This is a genomic window from Escherichia albertii, assembly GCF_028622335.1.
Lineage (GTDB): Bacteria > Pseudomonadota > Gammaproteobacteria > Enterobacterales > Enterobacteriaceae > Escherichia > Escherichia albertii.
On sequence record NZ_CP117568.1, the window covers coordinates 3,133,561 to 3,153,410 of the forward strand.

A 19,850-nucleotide genomic window follows, 5' to 3' on the forward strand; every position below is an offset into this window, starting at 1 on the left:
AAAGTGAAAAAAACACAGCAAAAAGAAATCATAAATGTGACAAATGTCACAGGCGTTCGCCAAATTGAGGTATGGCGGCGTGATGATTTACAACATCCGCGACTTGATGAAGTGGCGGAAGAAGTTCCTGTTGCGCTGGTCTACAACGGCATTTCGCACGTGGTGATGATGGCCTCGCCCAAAGACCTTGAACGCTTTGCGCTTGGTTTTTCGCTTTCCGAAGGGATTATCGAAAGTCCGCGCGATATCTTCGGCATGGACGTCGTTCCTTCCTGTAACGGCCTGGAAGTGCAAATCGAGCTTTCCAGCCGCCGCTTTATGGGACTGAAGGAGCGCCGTCGGGCACTGGCCGGGCGCACGGGCTGTGGCGTCTGTGGCGTAGAGCAGCTTAATGACATCGGTAAACCGGTGCAGCCGCTGCCATTCACTCAGACGTTTGATCTCAACAAACTGGATGACGCGTTACGCCATCTCAACGATTTCCAGCCCGTGGGGCAACTGACCGGTTGTACTCACGCTGCGGCCTGGATATTACCTTCCGGTGAGCTGGCGGGTGGACATGAAGACGTGGGCCGCCATGTGGCGCTGGATAAATTACTAGGTCGTCGGGCGCAAGAAGGTGAAAACTGGCAGCAAGGCGCAGTGCTGGTTTCCAGCCGGGCCAGTTATGAAATGGTGCAAAAGTCGGCGATGTGCGGCGTAGAGATTTTGTTTGCGGTGTCTGCTGCGACCACGCTTGCCGTAGAAGTAGCTGAGCGCTGTAATCTGACGCTGGTGGGCTTTTGTAAGCCGGGTCGGGCGACGGTTTATACCCATCCCCAAAGGTTGAAGTGTTAATTAAATTAAGTCCTGCAATTGTATATTGCATTGCAGGACTTATTCATTTTGTGAATTTTATCGATTTATTTATAAATAAATCTTGCGTAGTGGTATTTCCTTTTTCCCTTTATCATATTCGCACTCTTATTCATCTATTTATAAGGCAATTAAATGAAAAGGAATTTATTATCTTCGGCTATTATTGTCGCCGTAATGGCCCTCAGTGTCACTGGATGTGATGATAAAAAAGCTGAAACAGAAAGCTCTCCGTCCGCCAATAATCAACCCGCCGCTCCCACAACTGAATCAAAACCGACTGAAAAACCGGCAGCAAAAGCTGAGGCTAAATCGGAGGCGTCTGCGCAACCTGTGGTCGATGAGCAAGCTGTGTATGATGAGAAGATGGCTGTCTACATCAAATGTTTCAATGAATTACAGCTTCCTGTACAACGTAGTCTGTCGCGTTACGCTGATTGGTTAAAAGATTTTAAACAGGGGCCGACAGGTAAAGAGAGCATTGTTTATGGGATCTATAGTATCAGTGAAATAAGCCTTACTGGCTGTGAAAAAGGGATGAAGCGTGTTGAGGCATTAACACCGGCGCTTGAACCTATTGATGGTGTTGCGTTGGACTATATTAATGCTGCTGTAGCGTTGGGTAATACCATTAATGAAATGGATAAATATTACACTCAGGAAAATTATAAAGACGACGCGTTTGCTAAAGGGAAAATTCTTCACCAGACGTTGTTGAAGAATATCGAAGCCTTCCAGCCAGTTGCGGAGTCTTATCGTACGGCTATTGAAGAAATTAATGATCGGCGCCAGCTTGCTGAACTGAAAAATATTGAGCAACGAGAAGGGAAGAATTTCCACTACTATTCACTGGCTGTCATGATTTCAGCTAAAAAAATTAATGGGTTAATTTCACAAGAAAAGTTTGATACGGAAATGGCAATGAAGAAAGTTGCCGAACTGGAAACATTGGTCGCGCAGGTCAAGGAAGCAGATAAAGGCGGCATGAATTTTCCTTTTATTAACTCGGCAGGCGAATATCAACTTGCGGCTAAGAAATATGTTCGCCGCGTCAGAGATAACGTCCCGTATTCTGAAGGGGATAAAGAGCTGCTTCAGGATCCAGGCTCAAGTTGGATGGTAGAAGCCTCTTACCCGGCGGCATTAAACGAATACAATGAAATGGTCGGCGATTATAACCGTCTGCGATAAGAGTTTGTTTTTTGGATTAGCGTTGTAATGTCGGATGCGACGCATCCGATAATATTCCCTCACTGGCGGAGTGACGCTATTCCGTTAGTCTCATGACATTAAGTAGATGATTTGGCGCATATCTCAGGCATTTCCCTGCAAAACCATATCCTTATGAAAAGTGCGGCATTGATAATCATTTTCAATATCATTTAATTAACTATAATGAACCAACTGCTTACGCGGCATTAACAATCGGCCGCCCGACAATACTGGAGATGAAAATGAGCTATACCCTGCCATCCCTGCCGTATGCTTACGATGCCCTGGAACCGCACTTCGATAAGCAGACCATGGAAATCCATCACACCAAACATCATCAGGCCTACGTCAACAACGCCAACGCGGCGCTGGAAAGTCTGCCAGAGTTCGCCAATCTGTCGGTTGAAGAGTTGATTACCAAACTGGAACAGCTGCCAGCAGACAAGAAAACCGTGCTGCGCAATAACGCGGGCGGTCACGCTAACCATAGCCTGTTCTGGAAAGGTCTGAAAAAAGGCACCACTCTGCAGGGTGATCTGAAAGCGGCTATCGAACGTGATTTCGGTTCCGTCGATAATTTCAAAGCAGAATTTGAAAAAGCGGCGGCTTCCCGCTTTGGTTCCGGCTGGGCATGGCTGGTGCAAAAAGGCGATAAACTGGCGGTAGTTTCTACTGCTAACCAGGACTCCCCGCTGATGGGTGAAGCCATTTCTGGCGCTTCCGGCTTCCCGATTCTGGGGCTGGACGTTTGGGAACACGCTTACTACCTGAAATTCCAGAACCGTCGCCCGGACTACATCAAAGAGTTCTGGAACGTGGTGAACTGGGATGAAGCTGCGGCACGTTTCGCGGCGAAAAAATAAGGTTGCATAAACGCCTGTGAGAAGCGAGTCTGATGGCTCGCTTTTTTGTATCTGCGAAGGAGAAAACAGATGCATTATCCCGTTGATGTATACACAGGCAAAATTCAGGATTATCCGCAAAGTCGCCCCAGTGCGATTGCGAAAATCCAGGTCGATGGCGAACTGGTGCTGACGGAACTGGGCCTGGAAGGCGATGAGCAGGCAGAGAAAAAAATCCACGGCGGGCCAGACAGGGCGCTGTGTCACTATCCTCGTGAACATTATCTTTATTGGGCGCGGGAATTCCCGGAGCAGGCGGATCTGTTTGTGGCTCCAGCCTTTGGGGAAAACTTGTCAACCGAAGGCCTGACCGAGAGTAATGTCTATATTGGTGATATTTTTCGCTGGGGAGAGGCGCTGATTCAGGTCACCCAGCCGCGTTCGCCATGTTTTAAACTCAATTATCATTTCGGTATTAGCGATATGGCGCAGTTGATGCAGAATGCCGGGAAAATTGGCTGGCTGTATAGTGTGATAGCGCCAGGAAAGGTGTCTGCCGATGCGCCGCTGGAGCTGGTCTCGCGTGTCAGTGATGTCACCGTGCAGGAGGCTGCCGCCATCGCATGGCATATGCCGTTTGATGACGATCAGTATCACCGTTTACTGTCCGCCGCCGGGCTATCGAAAAGCTGGACGCGGACGATGCAGAAGCGGCGTCTTAGCGGCAAGATTGAAGATTTTTCCCGGCGGTTGTGGGGAAAATAACCCCGGAGTGTAGGCCTAATAAGACGCTATCAGCGTCGCATCAGGCATCCTGCTCAAATGCCGGATGCGGCGTAAACGCCTTATCCTGCCTACAAATGCGGAGTTTAACTCCGCTTATACAACGGCAGCCAAATCACCAGTCGTAAACCGCCCAGCGGGCTATCGTCGGCTTTCACCCAACCACGGTGCTGCTGAATGGCGGTTTCAACAATCGCCAGACCCAGGCCCGTACCGCCAGATTCGCGATCGCGCGCTTCGTCAGTACGATAGAATGGACGGAAAATCTGCTCGCGATCTGCCGGGCTAACGCCCGGGCCATCGTCATCCACCGTAATGGTGATACCGTCTTTATCTACCGCGAAGCCCACTTCAATCTTCGTATGAGAATAACGCAGCGCGTTGCGAACGATGTTTTCCAGCGCACTTTCCAGAGCATTCGGGTTACCGTACAGCGGCCATGGCCCTGGCGGGAAATTAACCGTAAACGATTTGCCCATTTGTTCTGCCTCGAACGCCGCATTATCCAGCACTTCACTCCATAACTGGTTGGCTTTGATGGTCTCGCTCACCAGCGCGTTCTTTTGCTGATTACGTGACATCACCAACAGGTCGTTGATCATGCTATCCAGTCGTTGGGCTTCGGTTTCAATACGTTCCAGTTCCTTGCTTTCGCCGCTACGACGACGCAGTAACGCCGTACCCAGTTGCAGGCGCGTCAACGGCGTGCGTAGTTCGTGAGAAATGTCAGAGAGCAAGCGCTGCTGGGAGGTCATCATGCGCTCCAGTGCGGTGACCATCTGGTTAAAACTGGCGCCTGCGGCAAGGAATTCTTGCGGCCCTGCTTCCAGTTCCGGGTGCTGGCGTAAGTTCCCCTGGGCGACCTCATCGGCAGCGTTTTTTAGCTTACGCGCCGGTTTCGCCAGACTCCAGGCCAACCACAACAGCAGCGGTGAACTGACCAACATGGTGACAATAAGCAGTAATAGAGGACGGTCGAACAGTAAGTTAATAAAATCGGATTGAGAACTGCTGGCCGGGCGGATCAGATAGAGTTGGTAATTATCTTCGCCGTCGCGCACGGAGAATGGCCCGACAAGTTCCACGCGACCATACTTTTTCTTCTGCGGGTGATCGGCGTTATCTGCCTGACCAATAAAGTTGCGAATGATCTGCATTTCGTTGCGTTCAGCACCGATCACGCGCCCTTCGGTGGTTACCAGTAATAAACGCTGGCCCGGAGGCGCCCACTTATCAATGGCACGGAACAGGCGACGCCACCACATTAAATCGTTGGGCGGATCGTTCGCCAGCTCTGCTTCGACATGCTGCTCAATCATCAGCCCCTGACGCTGCTCGCTATCCAGAAGCTCGGTCATCTGGCGTGAATCGAGCTTAGGTAACATCAAGACCAACATCAACACCAGCGCCAGCGTCAGCCAGAAGATGGCGAAGATACGCGCGGTTAAGCTGCCTATCATGAAGCGGAGACCATCAGATAGCCGCGACCACGCAACGTTTTAAACCACGGATGACCGTCTTTACGATCTGGCAATTTACGACGCAGGTTGGAGATATGCATATCGATAGCGCGGTCGAAAGGCGTCAGGCGTTTGCCCAGCACTTCCTGGCTTAAATGTTCGCGTGAAACGACCTGACCCAGATGCTGCGCCAATAAATAGAGCAGGGTAAATTCGGTGCCGGTTAACTCCAGCGTTTGCCCGTCGAAGCTGGCTTCCTGACGCCCCGGATTCAGTACTAACGCATCGACTTCCAGTGTCGGAGAACCGTTGTCGTTGTTTTGCTGTTGCTGCTCGCTCCAGTGCGAACGGCGCAGAATCGCGCGAATACGGGCGACCAGCTCACGGTCATTAAATGGTTTTGGAAGATAGTCATCTGCGCCCAGCTCAAGGCCGAGAACGCGATCAAGTTCACTACCGCGTGCCGTCAACATAATGACAGGCGTCTGGTGTGTCTGGCGAAGTGTTTTTAGCGTATCGATGCCATTTTTCTTCGGCATCATTACATCAAGCAAAAGTAAATCAATGCTGTCGTCCAGAAGCTCAAGCGCTTGTTCCCCGTCGTGGGCAACAATCACGTTGAAGCCTTCCATTTCGAGCAGCTCCTTTAACAGGGAAGTCAGCTCTCGGTCATCATCAACTAACAGGATTTTATTCATTGTTTAAATACCTCCGAGGCAGAAATTACGTCATCAGACGTCGCTGATCCATGACTTTACGTTGTTTTACACCCCCTGACGCATGTTTGCAGCCTGAATCGTAAACTCTCTATCGTTGAATCGCGACAGAAAGATTTTGGGAGCAAATGATGCGCATAGTTACCGCTGCCGTCATGGCCTCAACGCTGGCAGTCAGTTCATTAAGCCACGCTGCTGAAGTCGGTTCAGGCGATAACTGGCATCCGGGCGAAGAACTTGCGCAGCGCAGTACGCAGAGCCATATGTTCGACGGCATAAGTTTAACCGAACATCAGCGTCAGCAGATGCGAGATCTTATGCAGCAGGCCCGACATGAACAGCCTCCTGTTAATGTTAGCGAAATGGAGACAATGCATCGCCTTGTCACTGCAGAAAATTTTGATGAAAACGCTGTGCGCGCTCAGGCAGAAAAAATGGCGAAAGAGCAGATCGCTCGTCAGGTTGAAATGGCTAAAGTCCGCAACCAAATGTATCGCCTGCTAACGCCAGAGCAGCAAGCGGTTTTAAATGAGAAACATCAACAACGAATGGAACAGTTGCGCGACGTGACGCAATGGCAAAAAAGTTCATCGTTGAAGCTATTGAGTAGTAGCAACTCACGTTCCCAGTAGTAAACCCTGTTTTCCTTGCCATAGACACCATCCCTGTCTTCCCCCACATGATGTGGGGGTTTTTTTTATCAATCACTTACATCGGTTCCCTTAAGAAAACAGCAACTTAAGAAAACCTATAAGGGACTGGAAGGGCTACAAAGTTCTCCAAGTGTGGACACTATGTGGACACTCGGTCGGTCTAATTCCCTAATCGAGTATGTCGAGTTCTCTGATTTTTTGTACGGCTGCAATAAGCTCATCTGGCTTGTAATTGGAAGCATCAATTTCTTTCAACTTTCCATCATCGAGAACAAGCCGCAATTTTTTATCTTTTTTAAGATAAGCGGCTAACACACCGGCAACTGCGCCAATGGCAGCAGTGCCGAACGGTAGCAGGATGTTGATATATTCCGTTGTTCCAGCACCGAAACACATTGGCCCTCGTTGATAAGGAACGGCCACGGTGTCAAGCTCTTTGGCTAAATAGGCAATATTTCTGCCGCTGGCTCTGCAATGGATCTTGTTTATGGAACTGTTTGTCATTTCTTCAAAACTCCCTTTGCGTAAACGCATTAAACTGGTCATCCCACTTTTTAAAGGTGTTATGACCATCCTCTGTGGTTACAACTGGTCGCTTAAATTCAGACCTGCTGGGAAAGCGCAGGCCGACGGGTTAAGCTTTGACGTCTATCAGGACGACGTTACATCGCAAGGTGCGCTTATCGTCTTGGTCGATAGCAAACGGACTATGCTGCATGATTAGTTATCAAACCGTTAAACCTCCCTTTAGCGGGTTTAATGCTACTGCGTTTTGCAGGTAATCAGGTGCAAGGTGCGCGTAGGCCATCGTCTGCTGAATGCTTGCGTGTCCGAGAATCTGTTGCAACGCAATAATATTGCCCCCGTTCATCATGAAATGGCTTGCGAAGGTATGGCGCAGGATATGGGTTGCCTGATTGGGTGGGATATCAGGTTTTACTCTGCGTAAAATTCCACAAAACTTCTCATAATCGACCTTGAACAATTTAGCGCTGGCCTCCTCTTTAACTTTCTTCTCCAGTTCCTCAGAAATCGGCACGGTTCGCTTTTTACCGTTTTTGGTTTTCAGGAAGGTAACCCTACAATTTGTAATCTGTGCTGGTTTTAGCGTGGCAACTTCCGTCCATCTTCCTCCAGTGCTCAGACATAAAAGCGCGACAAGTAAGTCATCACCAGTCAAAACATTTAACAGTTTTTTGATTTCTGCTTTTTCCAGGAACGTCATTTCCGGGTTGGCTTCCGCCAGTGGCGGCAGTCCGTGAATCGGATGTTGCCCGGAAAACTCATCTAGCTGGATTAGCTTGGTGAACATGCCCGATAAGCGGTACATGTCACGATTTATCGTCGCCGCGCTGATGCCATCGCGTAGACGAGCAGAGCGGTAATCCATCAGGCATTTTTTATTTAACCTGCTGACCTGTATGTCACCCAATCCGCTGATGGTTTTGCGCAAATGCCCTCGCTCTTTTTCTCCGTGTTCGTGATTCTGGCCGTGATACTTCCACCATGCCTCTAACAGCTCTGACAGGGAGCGGCGGTCTGTTCGCTGGCCTGCCCATTCTTTCTGGCTGGCGTTGGCGATTGTGTACCGCTCAAATGCCACCGCCTCAGCTTTTCTTTCAAACTTCCTGCGGATGCGTTTTCCGTCGCGACCGCGAGGTCTAATGTCCACTTCATAGCGACCATCATCGAGCTTCTTAATTGACATAAGAAAGCCCTCCGGCGCTGTACTCACCATCTTGGTAACAAATGGTGAAAATGTAATGTTTATAGAGAGTTAACCAGTCTGTTTCTCGGAGCGGTCTGATTCTGTTGGTTCTCGCCCAATGTGTGCGAGAGCCGGTGCTATCTGACCAGCTTGCGGAGCTGTCTCATCAGTCATTATCCAAAGAGTGTATTTTTTGAGCTGTGGTGTGTTAACTACTTGAGTCACAATTTGAATTCCGGGTTCCTTATGTCCACCTTCATAATTTTTCAGTGAGCTAAGAGCTATCCCACTAATTTCACAGAACATTTTTTGAGTTAAACCTTCGGCTTTGCGGATTGCTCGTAGCTTCTCGGATATTTTCATTTGACATGGTTTCCTTATGGAGACTATATTTCTCCCAAAAGGTATCCGAATGGAAACCTTTTAAGGCACGTAAACCAGCCCCTAGTAAGGACAGGAGTGACTTGTAAGGGACTGGAACTAACAAGGGTAACACGAAAGCAAAAAGGGGCTAACCAATGGGAGTCAATGACTATGTGATTCAGTACCCGCTTGATGCGGTACATACGGTTAAGTTTGCAGAGTTACTTGGTAAGCCAGAAACGGCGGTAGTCAAGATGGTAAAAGAAAATAAATTGCCAGTTATTGAGCTTCGGGATCCAAGTAAGCCGAACGCTCGTGTCGGTGAGAAGTGGGTTTTCATTCCAGAGTTTAATCGTGCTGTGCGTGAGGCATTCTACAACCGACCTGTTGAACAGCGCGACGCGTGGCTGCTGTGGATGGGGCTTTAAATCATTGCTAAATCAGGCTGTCGGCAACGGGGCGGACGGCATAAGGGGAAAGTCATGGCGAATAAAAATAGTGCGAACCAGTGCGGCACAGATAAGGCACTGACGCAGAGAGAAATTTTAGAACTGGCGGTAAAAATCGGGGATTTCATTAAAGAAGAGGCCGGACGCTTAGATAAACAGGTGTCCGGCAAAGATATCAGCGTTATCGCTGGCGTCATTGATTTTCTGTCTTATGACGAATGATGCATTAACTGGAGGCTAATTTCTCCTCGAGCTTTTTTTCCAATACTGGATAAATCGAGTCAAAGAGACGTTGAGTGTGCTTATCCAGCGTAACGTTGGGGTTCATGTGAGGTATGGAGGAGCTGATTACCACGCAAGTTTGCTCAAAGAGAAATTTTACCTTTTCTTCATTATTCATGATTTTTTCCCTTGTGTTATTAACTAATTGCATACATGTGGAGTGTAGCGTTTGGAGCATATCACAAGACCATGTGCCGGACATGGCTAAAAACCGGCTCTGTTTCAGGAGGAGTTATGCAGGAACCTCGTTGTATTGCTCAGTTATTGCGTAACGAAAGCCCCAGGGCGATTGACTTCACCATCACCCATGGGAAGGGGCGCAAAGGCATCATTATTCGCACCAAAAAACAGAGTCCGTTAAAGAAGGCTCTGACCTTTCTGAAAAGCCGGAGGGTATGGAAATGACAGTGATGACGCTCAATCTCGTTGAAAAACAACCAGCAACTATGCGCCGGATAATTGGTAAGCATCTTGCAGTCCCTCGCTGGCAGGAGACATGTGATTATTATAATCAGATGATGGAGCGCGAACGGCTAACGGTTTGCTTCCATGCTCAGTTAAAACAGCGTCACGCAACGATGCGTTTTGAAGAAATGAACGACGTCGAACGTGAACGACTGGTATGTGCAATTGATGAATTGCGTGGCGCATTCTCAAAACGCCGTCAGGTTGGCGCAAGTGAGTATGCATATATTAGTTTTTTAACAGTCAGTCAGCGTCGTACTTTATTTATGCACGCACGACTTACAGAAAAAGAATTTAACCAGCCATACTGGCGAATTAATGAAGAGTCATGTTACTGGCGTGATGCTTTATTCCGTGCATTACGTGAATTATTCAGCCTGTTTGAGTATGCACCGACAATTTTGACGTCGGTAAAACCAGAGCAATATCTGCATTAAGTAATTAACCAGAGTTTTTAACGCACTTAATTGTGCGGGGCTTCTTTTTGCCTGGAGAAAGTCATGCATACAGTTTCTGAAAATCAGTGCGGTAAATACGCATTACTGCTGCAACAGGCCAGAACCGAAGCACAGGCCGACGCTGCGACGCGTTTTTCTTCTCATCTTGACGCCATGATTCGCCACATCACAAAGGCGGAGTTATCCCGCGTGGAGATAGTCGAGTTGCTCAGTCAGGAGTCTGCCAAATTCCATAATCTAGGACTCAATAAATAACAGGAAAGTTGGAGATGACAAAGACAAAATGGTTCAGGAAACGCTTAACAGATTATCAACTTTCATTACTTAAAAAATTAGATGACAAGACTCCACTACATCCTTCAAGCGATGTCTTCCTCTCCTGGCCTAGTCGTGTGGAAAAAGCATTTATGGCAATGGAGAAATGGGGGCTTGTGACCAAATCAAGAGAAGGTTTCTGTATTACCGATAATGGCCGGGGAATGATTGATTCTGCGGAGAGGGCATACAGCGAATGAAAAATATATTGCTTAATAACTGGCTGAAGATTTCAGTTATGAAAAACGGTGATTTGTCGCTAGCTGATATTAAACGCGATAAAAACACTGGGGATATGGTGGAATCAACTATAGCCATTTATGCGGATAAATTAAATCTCCTGTCTGATGTGGTCAATTTACTTGTTAAACGCGCTGTATTTCACAAGCAAATTTCCTCCGTGGATGGACTGACAAAATTAACGACAGAAGTCACCAGCTATTGCGCTGATGAATTTAAGAAACTGAACGACAAAAGGAGCTGGTAATGCCGGACAACGTAGATTTTATTCAGGAACAACAGGCTGAATTACTGGAGCGCCAGATTAACGCGGCAAGGGTAAAACATTGCGGTGCTTCTGCGCTGGTTTGCGAAGAGTGTGACGCGCCAATACCTGCTGCCCGTCGTGCGGCTTATCCGTCAGCCACGCGTTGTGTTTCCTGTCAGTCAGTCTTTGAAGCAAAAAACAAACATTACCGGAGAACGGCATGAGTATTCGTATTGAAATTGGCGAACGTTATGTCGTTACCAGTGACAGCTTTCAGTTTATTCTCCACGAGAAAAAGAGAGCTGAAAGCGGTAAAAACGCCGGTCAGGAATGGCTGGCGGTGGTTGGTTATTACCCGAAATTAAGCCAGCTCGTTTCCGGCCTGATGCATCACGATATTCTGACCGGAAGCGCAAAGTCTTTTGCTGATTTAAACGCGCAGGTTGAGCAACTCAGCAGGCGTTGTTCAGAGGCTTTTGGCTCATATGGCCGTTAAAGCCTCCGGGCGTTTTGTCCCTCCGTCAGCATTTGCCGCAGGCACCGGTAAGGCGTTTACCGGTGCTTACGCATGGAACGCGCCACGCGAGGCCGTCGGGCGCGAAAGACCCCTTACACGTGACGAGATGCGTCAGGTGCAAGGTGTTTTATCCACGATTAACCGCCTGCCTTACTTTTTGCGCTCGCTGTTTACTTCACGCTATGACTACATCCGGCGCAATAAAAGCCCGGTGCACGGGTTTTATTTCCTCACATCCACTTTTCAGCGTCGTTTATGGCCGCGCATTGAGCGTGTGAATCAGCGCCATGAAATGAACACCGACGCGTCGTTACTGTTTCTGGCAGAGCGTGACCACTATGCGCGCCTGCCGGGAATGAATGACAAGGAGCTGAAAAAGTTTGCTGCCCGTATCTCATCGCAGCTTTTCATGATGTATGAGGAACTCAGCGATGCCTGGGTGGATGCGCATGGCGAAAAAGAATCGCTGTTTACGGATGAGGCGCAGGCTCACCTCTATGGTCATGTTGCTGGCGCTGCACGTGCTTTCAATATTTCCCCTCTCTACTGGAAAAAATACCGTAAAGGACAGATGACCACGAGGCAGGCATATTCTGCCATTGCCCGTCTGTTTAACGATGAGTGGTGGACTCATCAGCTTAAAGGCCAGCGTATGCGCTGGCATGAGGCGTTACTGATTGCTGTCGGGGAGGTGAATAAAGACCGTTCTCCTTATGCCAGTAAACATGCCATTCGTGATGTGCGTGCACGCCGCCAGGCAAATCTGGAATTTCTTAAATCGTGTGACCTTGAAAACAGGGAAACCGGCGAGCGCATCGACCTTATCAGTAAGGTGATGGGCAGTATTTCTAATCCTGAAATTCGCCGGATGGAGCTGATGAACACCATTGCCGGTATTGAGCGTTACGCCGCCGCAGAGGGTGATGTGGGGATGTTTATCACGCTGACCACGCCGTCAAAGTATCACCCGACACGTCAGGTCGGAAAAGGCGAAAGTAAAACCGTCCAGCTTAATCACGGCTGGAATGATGAGGCATTTAATCCAAAGGATGCGCAGCGTTATCTCTGCCGTATCTGGAGCCTGATGCGCACGGCATTCAAGGATAATGATTTACAGGTCTACGGTTTGCGTGTCGTCGAGCCACACCACGACGGAACGCCGCACTGGCATATGATGCTTTTTTGTAATCCACGCCAGCGTAACCAGATTATCGAAATCATGCGTCGCTATGCGCTCAAAGAGGATGGTGACGAAAGAGGAGCCGCGCGAAACCGTTTTCAGGCAAAGCACCTTAACCGGGGCGGTGCTGCGGGATATATCGCGAAATACATTTCAAAAAATATCGACGGCTATGCACTGGATGGTCAGCTCGATAACGATACCGGTAAGCCGCTTAAAGATACTGCCGCGGCTGTTACCGCATGGGCGTCAACGTGGCGCATCCCGCAATTTAAAACGGTTGGACTACCGACAATGGGGGCTTACCGTGAACTACGCAAATTGCCTCGCGGCGTCAGTATTGCTGATGAGTTTGACGAACGCGTCGAGGCTGCTCGCGCTGCCGCAGACAGTGGTGATTTTGCGTTGTATATCAGCGCGCAGGGTGGGGCAAATGTCCCGCGCGATTGTCAGACTGTCAGGGTTGCCCGTAGCCCGTCGGATGACGTCAACGAGTACGAGGAAGAAGTCGAGAGAGTGGTCGGCATTTACGCGCCGCATCTCGGCGCGCGTCATATTCATATCACCAGAACGACGGACTGGCGCATTGTGCCGAAAGTTCCGGTCGTTGAGCCTTTGACTTTAAAAAGCGGCATCGCCGCGCCTCGGAGTCCTGTCAATAACTGTGGAAAGCTCACTGGTGGTGATGCTTCGTTACCGGCTCCCACACCTTCTGAGCACGCCGCAGCAGTGCTAAATCTGGTTGATGACGGTGTTATCGAATGGAATGACCCGGAGGTCGTGAGGACGCTCAGGGGTGCATTAAAACACGGCCTGAAAACACCAAATCGTCAGCAAAGAAACGGAAGCCCGTTAAAACCACATGAAATAGCACCGTCGGCCAGACTGACCCGGTCGGAACGATTGCAAATTACCCGTATCCGCGTTGATCTCGCTCAGAACGGTATCAGGCCGCAGCGATGGGAGCTTGAGGCGCTGGCGCGTGGCGCGACCGTAAATTATGACGGGAAACAATTCACGTATCCGGTTGCTGATGAGTGGCCGGGATTCTCCAACTTTATGGCGTTCAGTAGTGAACATTACTGAGAATCTTCGGTTTTTATTAGTTGTGAATAAGGGGAATAGCGTTCTGTACATATGGGGCTATGTAATAAATATAAACCGTCAGTTCATTCTGACGGTTTATATATTTTTATGCTTAGTATGATAGAAAATCATACAGGCACAATAATTTACGGTAATGAGTATCTATTTTGTGTGATATAGAGATAAGATATTTTCTGAGTTGTGCTAAGGAAATGGTGTCATTAAGTACACAATACATGATTGTATTGGCTACTTTATATTCTTTTGTTGTTTCTAATATCTCATCTATTGTTGTTGCATCACATCTGCACGCTTTAATTCTAGTGAGTTGATTTATTATCTTATCCAGTTGTCTGTCTTTGTATAGCTTAACGTTTTCTAATTCAGGGCATACAGAACTAAATGCGTAAATTGGAAAGTGCTCATGATTTGTGATAGTTTGTTTATTCAAAAGTGCAATGAGTTGTGCGTTAGCTTCATCGACAATTTTAAAGTAATTTTGAATCATTTCAGATTTTGTCTGGTATTCGTAGGTAACAGTTCTTTCTGAGCCTACAGCGATTACCATTTCTTCATTCCGTAATTCATCGAGGTTTTCCGTGATTTTTACCTTGATTTCACCGCCACTTTTTATTGTATTCCAGACTTTTTGTACTTTTCTTATATCCATTGCGGAAACAGGGAGAATTAAATTAGATATGGCATCGTAAACGGCTTTGTAATTGTCTGTTTTGATTTTGTTAATTCTTATAATGGATAAACCTTCAATATTAATATCATGTTCAGAAATAGTTGTAGACATGTTCCCCTCATCATATTCAACAAGGAGAAAGTTGTCTTTTATTTTTTTTGCTAGTTCAGTATTTAGATCTACATATGAAAATATTGTCTGCAGGAGGTATTTAATATTCTTATCACTGATGCTATATCCTAAAAAAATAATGGGGTTGTGAATGAATATAGATAATAGTTGAGCACGTATTAACTCATATTTGTCATTAAAGTTATTATAATCATCAGATGTTATGATTATGTTGTTGGGGTCACTAACACAACCGTGTATTTTATATACCGAGCCATATGGATTGCTTAGTAATATATTGTTGCCAATAAGCGGGGAGAAATCGAATAAATTTTCGATAAGTTGATCGTAATTGGTGGTAATAATTGAGCCAATATTCTTTCTTGTTTTTATTAAGCTATTAATCTCATCTCTTAAATCTTCTTTGAGAGGTGAGTCTTTTAATATTGATGTTAGGTATATTTTGAACCGGCTAAGTTTTTTTCCATGACTCATGTTCTCGTAGAAAATATCATTGATGCTTTCAAACTTTCCGTTTCTGTCTTCGGCGAGTTTCTTATTGAAGATATTCTCTAATTTTGTTGCAAGAATGTCGTATCTGTATTCGTCACCTTCAATACTTTCCGATTTAAGATCATAATAAAATTCAGGATTGCCAGTTAAATCAACGGCAATTTTCATCAATAACCCATCCCAACTGAATGAGTTTTGCAGATATCTTAGACTAAAACCTGTACCTATAAAAAGAACAGGGTGGTTTTTGTACTGGCTGACAAATTCTTTGATTTCCATATTAATTCTCGAAGTTGATCATCGTTATCTCTATACAACCAAATAGCAGATAAAACTTCAAACAGACTTTCAAAAAGCGACATATGTTTTGGCAGAATAAGGATGAGCGCATCAGTGTCAAGAAGATTCGAGATCTTAATCTACTCAATAGGAACAAGACGTCAGACTTAATTGTGTACTACCGGTGAAAACTGCCTGATAAAGTTGAATCTACGGCATGATTCGTCGGTTTTTTATGCGATATTACCTTAGTTTATGTTGTCCTTGGTAATACTGACGTTATTGCATTAAATTGCATGTGTTTTGATTTCATGCCCTTTGCCAACTACGTCAATACTGGTGCTGTTTCCACGTGTTTATGCACTTGCATTAAAACCGCAACATGAAGCGGGCGGGCGAGGCGGGGAAAGCACTGCGCGCTGGCGGTGGTGCTGATTTTATTTTTTCAGCGTCTGAGCGCGTCGTGATGACGTTTATATTGTGCGCCGGGGCGTTGGTGTGTCTGCGGGGTGTTTTGTGCGGTGGTGAGGGCGTGATGACGGGGTGTAAAAAAGCCGCCCGCAGGCGGCGATGTTCAGCCGTTGTCAGTGTCCAGTGAGTAGTTTTTAAAGCGGATGACCTCCTGACCGAGCCAGCCGTTTATCTCGCGGATCCTGTCCTGTAACGGGATAAGCTCATTGCGGACAAAGACCTTTGCCACTTTCTCAATATCGCCCAGCGACCCGACGTTCTCCGGCTTGCCGCCCATCAACTGAAAGGGGATGCGGTGCGCGTCCAGCAGGTCAGCGGCGCTGGATTTTTTGATATTAAAAAAATCGTCCTTTGTCGCCACTTCACTGAGCGGGATAATTTTGATGCCGTCTGGTTTTCCCTGTGGGGCATAGAGAAACAGATTTTTAAAGTTATTGCGGCCTTTCGAATTAGCCATGTTTTCGCGGAGTGAGTCAATGTAATCGCGATCCTGCAATGCGTCGGTGATATACATGATGTATCCGGCATGAGCGCCGTTTTCGTAATACTTGCGGCGGAACAGCGTGGCCGACTCATTCAGCCAGGCAGAGTTAAGGGCGCTGAGATATTCCGGCAGGCCGTACAGCTCCTGATTAATATCCGGCTCCAGCAGGTGAAACACGGAGCCGGGCGCGAAGGCTGTCGGCTCGTTGAAGGACGGCACCCACCAGTAAACATCCTCTTCCACACCACGGCGGGTATATTTTGCCGGTGAGGTTTCCAGTCTGATGACCTTACCGGTGGTGCTGTAACGCTTTTCCAGAAACGCATTACCGAACACCAGAAAATCCAGTACAAAGCGGCTGAAATCCTGCTGGGAAAGCCACGGATGCGGGATAAATGTCGAGGCCAGAATATTGCGTTTGACGTAAATCGGGGAGCTGTGATGCACGGCAGCACGCAGGCTTTTTGCCAGACCGGTAAAGCTGACCGGCGGCTCATACCATCTGCCGTTACTGATGCACTCGACGTAATCCAGAATGTCACGGCGGTCGAGTACCGGCACCGGCTCACCAAAGGTGAATGCTTCCATTTTCGGGGCGCTGGCGGTCATTGTTTTTGCCGCAGGTTGCGGTGTTTTCCCTTTTTTCTTGCTCATCAGTAAAACTCCAGAATGGTGGATGTCAGCGGGGTGCTGATACCGGCGGTGAGTGGCTCATTTAACAGGGCGTGCATGGTTGCCCAGGCGAGGTCGGCGTGGCTGGCTTCCTCGCTGCGGCTGGCCTCATAGGTGGCGCTGCGTCCGCTGCTGGTCATGGTCTTGCGGATAGCCATAAACGAGCTGGTGATGTCGGTGGCGCTGACGTCGTATTCCAGACAGCCACGGCGGATAACGTCTTTTGCCTTGAGCACCATTGCGGTTTTCATTTCCGGCGTGTAGCGGATATCACGCGCGGCGGGATAGAACGAGCGCACGAGCTGGAACACGCCGACACCGAGGCCGGTGGCATCAATACCGATGTATTCGACGTTGTATTTTTCGGTGAGTTTGCGGATGGATTCCGCCTGAGTGGCAAAGTCCATGCCTTTCCACTGGTGACGCTCAAGTATTCTGAATTTGCCACCGGCCACCACCGGCGGTGCCAGCACCACGCATCCGGCACTGTCGCCACGGTGTGACGGGTCGTAACCAATCCATACCGGGCGGGAGCCGAACGGATTGGCGGCAAAGGGTGCATAGTCTTCCCATTCTTCCAGCGTGTCGACCATGCAGCGTTGCAGCTCCTCGAACGGGAACACCGACGCCTTGTCGTCAACAAATTCACACATGAACAGGTTTTTAAAATCGTCGGCGCTGTTTTCGCGTTTGAGCTGCTCAATGTCGAACAGCGTGCAGCCACCTTTCAGGGCGTCCTCAATGGTGACAATCTGTCGCCACTGGCCGTCCGCACAGAGAAGCCCACCGGCAAGGGCGTTATGACTGACGTCGATTTCCACGCGTTCGGCGGCGCTGGCGCGTCCCCGGTTAAACAGTTCACCCGACCAGAACGGGTAGGCGTCGTGCGCCAGCGTGGACGGGGTGGAGAAATAGGTCGAGCGCAGGTGGCTCTGTGAGGCCATACCTGATGCCACCTTACGCAGTACCTGAAAATTCGGGATCCAGAAAATCTCGTCGACGTACAGGTCGCCGTTATGGCTCTGTGCGGTGTTGGAGTTGGTGCCGAGAAAAATCAGTTTTGCGCCGTTATTGCCCAGGACAATCGGGTCACCGGTCAGGTCAACGTCAACCAGCCGGGCAAAGGCGATGATGTATTCGCGGAACACATACGCCTGCGTTTTACTGGCCGACAGAAAAATCTGGTTATGACCGGTTTTCAGGGCGCGCAGCAGCGCCTCGCGGGAAAAATAAAACGTCGCGCCAATCTGGCGGGATTTCAGAATATCGCGGATGCGGTGCTCAAGCCCGGCGCGATACCAGTGCAACTGATAGTCGAAAGACTGCTCAAAGAAAATCTGCTCCAGCTTTTCGATGGCTTCGTCGCTGAAAAAATTCTTTTTCGGTTTGCGGCGCCCGCCTTTGTTGCGGTTAGCGACGTTCGGATTAAGGTCTGCCTCGTTGCCGGTCTGACTGTAACGGTTGACCCGTGCCAGTCGTTCAATCTGGCGTCCCAGCAGGTCAATTTCCTTGAAGTCACCGCCGGTTTTCTGCGGTTTGATGATGAGCTGGGTCAGCCGCGCTTCCAGACTCATTTCGACACGGCTGATGGGGGCAACGCTGTCCCAGCCGTCGCGCTGTTTCCAGCTCTGCACCGTCGGGCGTTTCATCTGCAACATGGCGGCAATCTGCGGCACGGAAAACCCCTGCCAGTACAGCAGCGCCGCCTGACGACGCGGGTCGTGCAAAAGAGTGGTGTCTGTGGTGATGGTCATGAATACCTCGCCGTGATGAATACACGGCAAGGCTACTGAGTCGCGCCCCGCGATTCGCTAAGGTGCTGTTGTGTCAGTGATAAGCCATCCGGGACTGATGGCGGAGGATGCGCATCGTCGGGAAACTGATGCCGACATGTGACTCCTCTAATCACTATTCAGGACTCCTGACAATGGCAAAAAAAGTCTCAAAATTCTTTCGTATCGGCGTTGAGGGTGACACCTGTGACGGGCGTGTCATCAGTGCGCAGGATATTCAGGAAATGGCCGAAACCTTTGACCCGCGAGTCTATGGTTGCCGCATTAACCTGGAACATCTGCGCGGCATCCTGCCTGACGGTATTTTTAAACGTTATGGCGATGTGGCCGAACTGAAGGCCGAAAAGATTGACGATGATTCGGCGCTGAAAGGCAAATGGGCGCTGTTTGCGAAAATCACCCCGACCGATGACCTTATCGCGATGAACAAGGCCGCGCAGAAGGTCTACACCTCAATGGAAATTCAGCCGAACTTTGCCAACACCGGCAAATGTTATCTGGTGGGGCTGGCCGTCACCGATGACCCGGCAAGCCTCGGCACGGAATACCTGGAATTCTGCCGCACGGCAAAACACAACCCCCTGAACCGCTTCAAATTAAGCCCTGAAAACCTGATTTCAGTGGCAACGCCCGTTGAGCTGGAATTTGAAGACCTGCCTGAAACCGTGTTCACCGCCCTGACCGAAAAGGTGAAATCCATTTTTGGCCGCAAACAGGCCAGCGATGACGCCCGTCTGAATGACGTGCATGAAGCGGTGACCGCTGTTGCTGAACATGTGCAGGAAAAACTGAGCGCCACTGAGCAGCGCCTCGCTGAGATGGAAACCGCCTTTTCCGCACTTAAGCAGGATGTGACTGACAGGGCGGATGAAACCAGCCAGGCATTCACCCGCCTGAAAAACAGTCTCGACCACACCGAAAGTCTGACCCAGCCGCGCCGCAGCAAGGCCACCGGCGGTGGCGGTGACGCCCTGATGACGAACTGCTGACCGGCGTCAGTCAGTC

At 48.9% G+C, this 19,850-nt stretch carries 26 protein-coding genes; 17 read left to right on the forward strand and 9 right to left on the reverse strand.

What is annotated here, in order from left to right; genetic code table 11:
* The first annotated feature begins 3 nt into the window (after positions 1 to 3).
* The 4 genes from fdhD (at position 4) to yiiM (ending at position 3,674) form a co-directional block, all read left to right on the forward strand.
* On the forward strand, positions 4 to 837 hold the full coding sequence (gene fdhD, locus PS053_RS15225; protein WP_000753602.1) for a formate dehydrogenase accessory sulfurtransferase FdhD: 834 nt from the start codon (positions 4 to 6) through the stop codon (positions 835 to 837).
* Between the two features lie 153 nt (positions 838 to 990).
* Positions 991 to 2,046 (forward strand): YiiG family protein, encoded by a 1,056-nt coding sequence (locus PS053_RS15230; RefSeq protein ID WP_000828059.1) that lies wholly within the window; start codon positions 991 to 993, stop codon positions 2,044 to 2,046.
* A gap of 263 nt (positions 2,047 to 2,309) precedes the next feature.
* Positions 2,310 to 2,930 carry a superoxide dismutase [Mn] gene (gene sodA / locus PS053_RS15235; RefSeq protein WP_002460606.1) on the forward strand — a complete coding sequence of 207 codons (621 nt, stop codon included), beginning with the start codon at positions 2,310 to 2,312 and terminating at the stop codon, positions 2,928 to 2,930.
* A gap of 69 nt (positions 2,931 to 2,999) precedes the next feature.
* Positions 3,000 to 3,674, forward strand: a complete 675-nt coding sequence (gene yiiM, locus PS053_RS15240) for a 6-hydroxyaminopurine reductase (protein ID WP_059225172.1) — start codon at positions 3,000 to 3,002, stop codon at positions 3,672 to 3,674.
* A 104-nt stretch (positions 3,675 to 3,778) separates the two neighbouring features.
* Here the strand turns inward: yiiM and cpxA are convergent, their stop codons facing one another.
* Both cpxA and cpxR read right to left on the reverse strand, forming a co-directional pair.
* Positions 3,779 to 5,152, reverse strand: coding sequence for an envelope stress sensor histidine kinase CpxA (cpxA, locus tag PS053_RS15245; RefSeq protein ID WP_000580409.1), 1,374 nt, complete (start codon positions 5,150 to 5,152; stop codon positions 3,779 to 3,781).
* A complete protein-coding gene (gene cpxR / locus PS053_RS15250; RefSeq protein ID WP_001033724.1) occupies positions 5,149 to 5,850 on the reverse strand; it encodes an envelope stress response regulator transcription factor CpxR in 702 nt (233 codons plus the stop codon). Before cpxR ends, cpxA begins: the two co-directional genes overlap by 4 nt.
* A 149-nt stretch (positions 5,851 to 5,999) precedes the next feature.
* Between cpxR and cpxP the strand changes: the two genes are divergently transcribed.
* Positions 6,000 to 6,500 carry a cell-envelope stress modulator CpxP gene (cpxP, locus tag PS053_RS15255; RefSeq protein ID WP_024164685.1) on the forward strand — a complete coding sequence of 167 codons (501 nt, stop codon included), beginning with the start codon at positions 6,000 to 6,002 and terminating at the stop codon, positions 6,498 to 6,500.
* Between the two features lie 189 nt (positions 6,501 to 6,689).
* On the opposite strand, the gene PS053_RS15260 is transcribed toward cpxP, so the two are convergent.
* A complete protein-coding gene (locus PS053_RS15260) occupies positions 6,690 to 7,025 on the reverse strand; it encodes a hypothetical protein (protein WP_059225171.1) in 336 nt (111 codons plus the stop codon).
* On the opposite strand from PS053_RS15260, the gene PS053_RS15265 reads away from it, so the two are divergent.
* On the forward strand, positions 7,009 to 7,245 hold the full coding sequence (locus tag PS053_RS15265; RefSeq protein WP_059225170.1) for a hypothetical protein: 237 nt from the start codon (positions 7,009 to 7,011) through the stop codon (positions 7,243 to 7,245). The genes PS053_RS15260 and PS053_RS15265 overlap by 17 nt on opposite strands.
* Positions 7,246 to 7,248: 3 nt before the next feature.
* Here PS053_RS15265 and PS053_RS15270 read toward each other — a convergent pair whose 3' ends face one another.
* On the reverse strand, positions 7,249 to 8,229 hold the full coding sequence (locus PS053_RS15270; protein WP_273774167.1) for a phage integrase: 981 nt from the start codon (positions 8,227 to 8,229) through the stop codon (positions 7,249 to 7,251).
* A 69-nt stretch (positions 8,230 to 8,298) separates the two neighbouring features.
* Positions 8,299 to 8,592: a helix-turn-helix domain-containing protein gene (locus PS053_RS15275; RefSeq protein WP_059225168.1), complete on the reverse strand. Its 294-nt coding sequence runs from the start codon at positions 8,590 to 8,592 to the stop codon at positions 8,299 to 8,301.
* 155 nt (positions 8,593 to 8,747) lie between these two features.
* On the opposite strand from PS053_RS15275, the gene PS053_RS15280 reads away from it, so the two are divergent.
* Together PS053_RS15280 and PS053_RS15285 are read left to right on the forward strand one after the other, a co-directional pair.
* On the forward strand, positions 8,748 to 9,020 hold the full coding sequence (locus tag PS053_RS15280; protein ID WP_059225167.1) for a Cox family DNA-binding protein: 273 nt from the start codon (positions 8,748 to 8,750) through the stop codon (positions 9,018 to 9,020).
* A 54-nt stretch (positions 9,021 to 9,074) separates the two neighbouring features.
* Positions 9,075 to 9,263, forward strand: coding sequence for a hypothetical protein (locus tag PS053_RS15285; protein WP_059225166.1), 189 nt, complete (start codon positions 9,075 to 9,077; stop codon positions 9,261 to 9,263).
* A 4-nt stretch (positions 9,264 to 9,267) separates the two neighbouring features.
* On the opposite strand, the gene PS053_RS15290 is transcribed toward PS053_RS15285, so the two are convergent.
* Complete coding sequence (locus tag PS053_RS15290; RefSeq protein WP_171002070.1) at positions 9,268 to 9,441, reverse strand: hypothetical protein; 174 nt, start codon at positions 9,439 to 9,441, stop codon at positions 9,268 to 9,270.
* Positions 9,442 to 9,557: 116 nt separating this feature from the next.
* Here PS053_RS15290 and PS053_RS15295 point away from each other — a divergent pair, with 116 nt between their 5' ends.
* The 8 genes from PS053_RS15295 to PS053_RS15330 all read left to right on the forward strand — a co-directional run bounded on the left by PS053_RS15295 (position 9,558) and on the right by PS053_RS15330 (position 13,831).
* A complete protein-coding gene (locus tag PS053_RS15295) occupies positions 9,558 to 9,728 on the forward strand; it encodes a hypothetical protein (protein ID WP_001157771.1) in 171 nt (56 codons plus the stop codon).
* The gene (locus PS053_RS15300) at positions 9,725 to 10,225 is read left to right on the forward strand and encodes a hypothetical protein (protein WP_000217684.1); all 501 of its coding nucleotides are present in this window, start codon (positions 9,725 to 9,727) and stop codon (positions 10,223 to 10,225) included. Before PS053_RS15295 ends, PS053_RS15300 begins: the two co-directional genes overlap by 4 nt.
* Positions 10,226 to 10,288: 63 nt before the next feature.
* Positions 10,289 to 10,501: a DUF2732 family protein gene (locus PS053_RS15305; RefSeq protein ID WP_021529511.1), complete on the forward strand. Its 213-nt coding sequence runs from the start codon at positions 10,289 to 10,291 to the stop codon at positions 10,499 to 10,501.
* Positions 10,502 to 10,515: 14 nt separating this feature from the next.
* Positions 10,516 to 10,761 (forward strand): hypothetical protein, encoded by a 246-nt coding sequence (locus tag PS053_RS15310; RefSeq protein ID WP_208461210.1) that lies wholly within the window; start codon positions 10,516 to 10,518, stop codon positions 10,759 to 10,761.
* Positions 10,758 to 11,048: a DUF5405 family protein gene (locus PS053_RS15315; protein WP_061352253.1), complete on the forward strand. Its 291-nt coding sequence runs from the start codon at positions 10,758 to 10,760 to the stop codon at positions 11,046 to 11,048. Before PS053_RS15310 ends, PS053_RS15315 begins: the two co-directional genes overlap by 4 nt.
* Positions 11,048 to 11,272: a TraR/DksA C4-type zinc finger protein gene (locus PS053_RS15320; RefSeq protein WP_001113264.1), complete on the forward strand. Its 225-nt coding sequence runs from the start codon at positions 11,048 to 11,050 to the stop codon at positions 11,270 to 11,272. The genes PS053_RS15315 and PS053_RS15320 overlap by 1 nt, the downstream gene beginning before the upstream one ends.
* Positions 11,269 to 11,544, forward strand: coding sequence for a DUF5405 family protein (locus PS053_RS15325; protein ID WP_000027667.1), 276 nt, complete (start codon positions 11,269 to 11,271; stop codon positions 11,542 to 11,544). Before PS053_RS15320 ends, PS053_RS15325 begins: the two co-directional genes overlap by 4 nt.
* On the forward strand, positions 11,534 to 13,831 hold the full coding sequence (locus PS053_RS15330; protein ID WP_273774179.1) for a replication endonuclease: 2,298 nt from the start codon (positions 11,534 to 11,536) through the stop codon (positions 13,829 to 13,831). The genes PS053_RS15325 and PS053_RS15330 overlap by 11 nt, the downstream gene beginning before the upstream one ends.
* Positions 13,832 to 13,943: 112 nt before the next feature.
* On the opposite strand, the gene PS053_RS15335 is transcribed toward PS053_RS15330, so the two are convergent.
* The 3 genes from PS053_RS15335 to PS053_RS15345 all read right to left on the reverse strand — a co-directional run bounded on the left by PS053_RS15335 (position 13,944) and on the right by PS053_RS15345 (position 18,806).
* Positions 13,944 to 15,425: an SIR2 family protein gene (locus PS053_RS15335; protein WP_139947142.1), complete on the reverse strand. Its 1,482-nt coding sequence runs from the start codon at positions 15,423 to 15,425 to the stop codon at positions 13,944 to 13,946.
* 574 nt (positions 15,426 to 15,999) lie between these two features.
* Positions 16,000 to 17,034, reverse strand: a complete 1,035-nt coding sequence (locus tag PS053_RS15340; protein WP_181665890.1) for a phage portal protein — start codon at positions 17,032 to 17,034, stop codon at positions 16,000 to 16,002.
* Positions 17,034 to 18,806 carry a terminase ATPase subunit family protein gene (locus PS053_RS15345; RefSeq protein ID WP_000156861.1) on the reverse strand — a complete coding sequence of 591 codons (1,773 nt, stop codon included), beginning with the start codon at positions 18,804 to 18,806 and terminating at the stop codon, positions 17,034 to 17,036. Before PS053_RS15345 ends, PS053_RS15340 begins: the two co-directional genes overlap by 1 nt.
* Before the next feature lie 173 nt (positions 18,807 to 18,979).
* On the opposite strand from PS053_RS15345, the gene PS053_RS15350 reads away from it, so the two are divergent.
* Positions 18,980 to 19,834 carry a GPO family capsid scaffolding protein gene (locus tag PS053_RS15350; RefSeq protein WP_273774183.1) on the forward strand — a complete coding sequence of 285 codons (855 nt, stop codon included), beginning with the start codon at positions 18,980 to 18,982 and terminating at the stop codon, positions 19,832 to 19,834.
* The last annotated feature ends 16 nt before the right edge of the window (positions 19,835 to 19,850 follow it).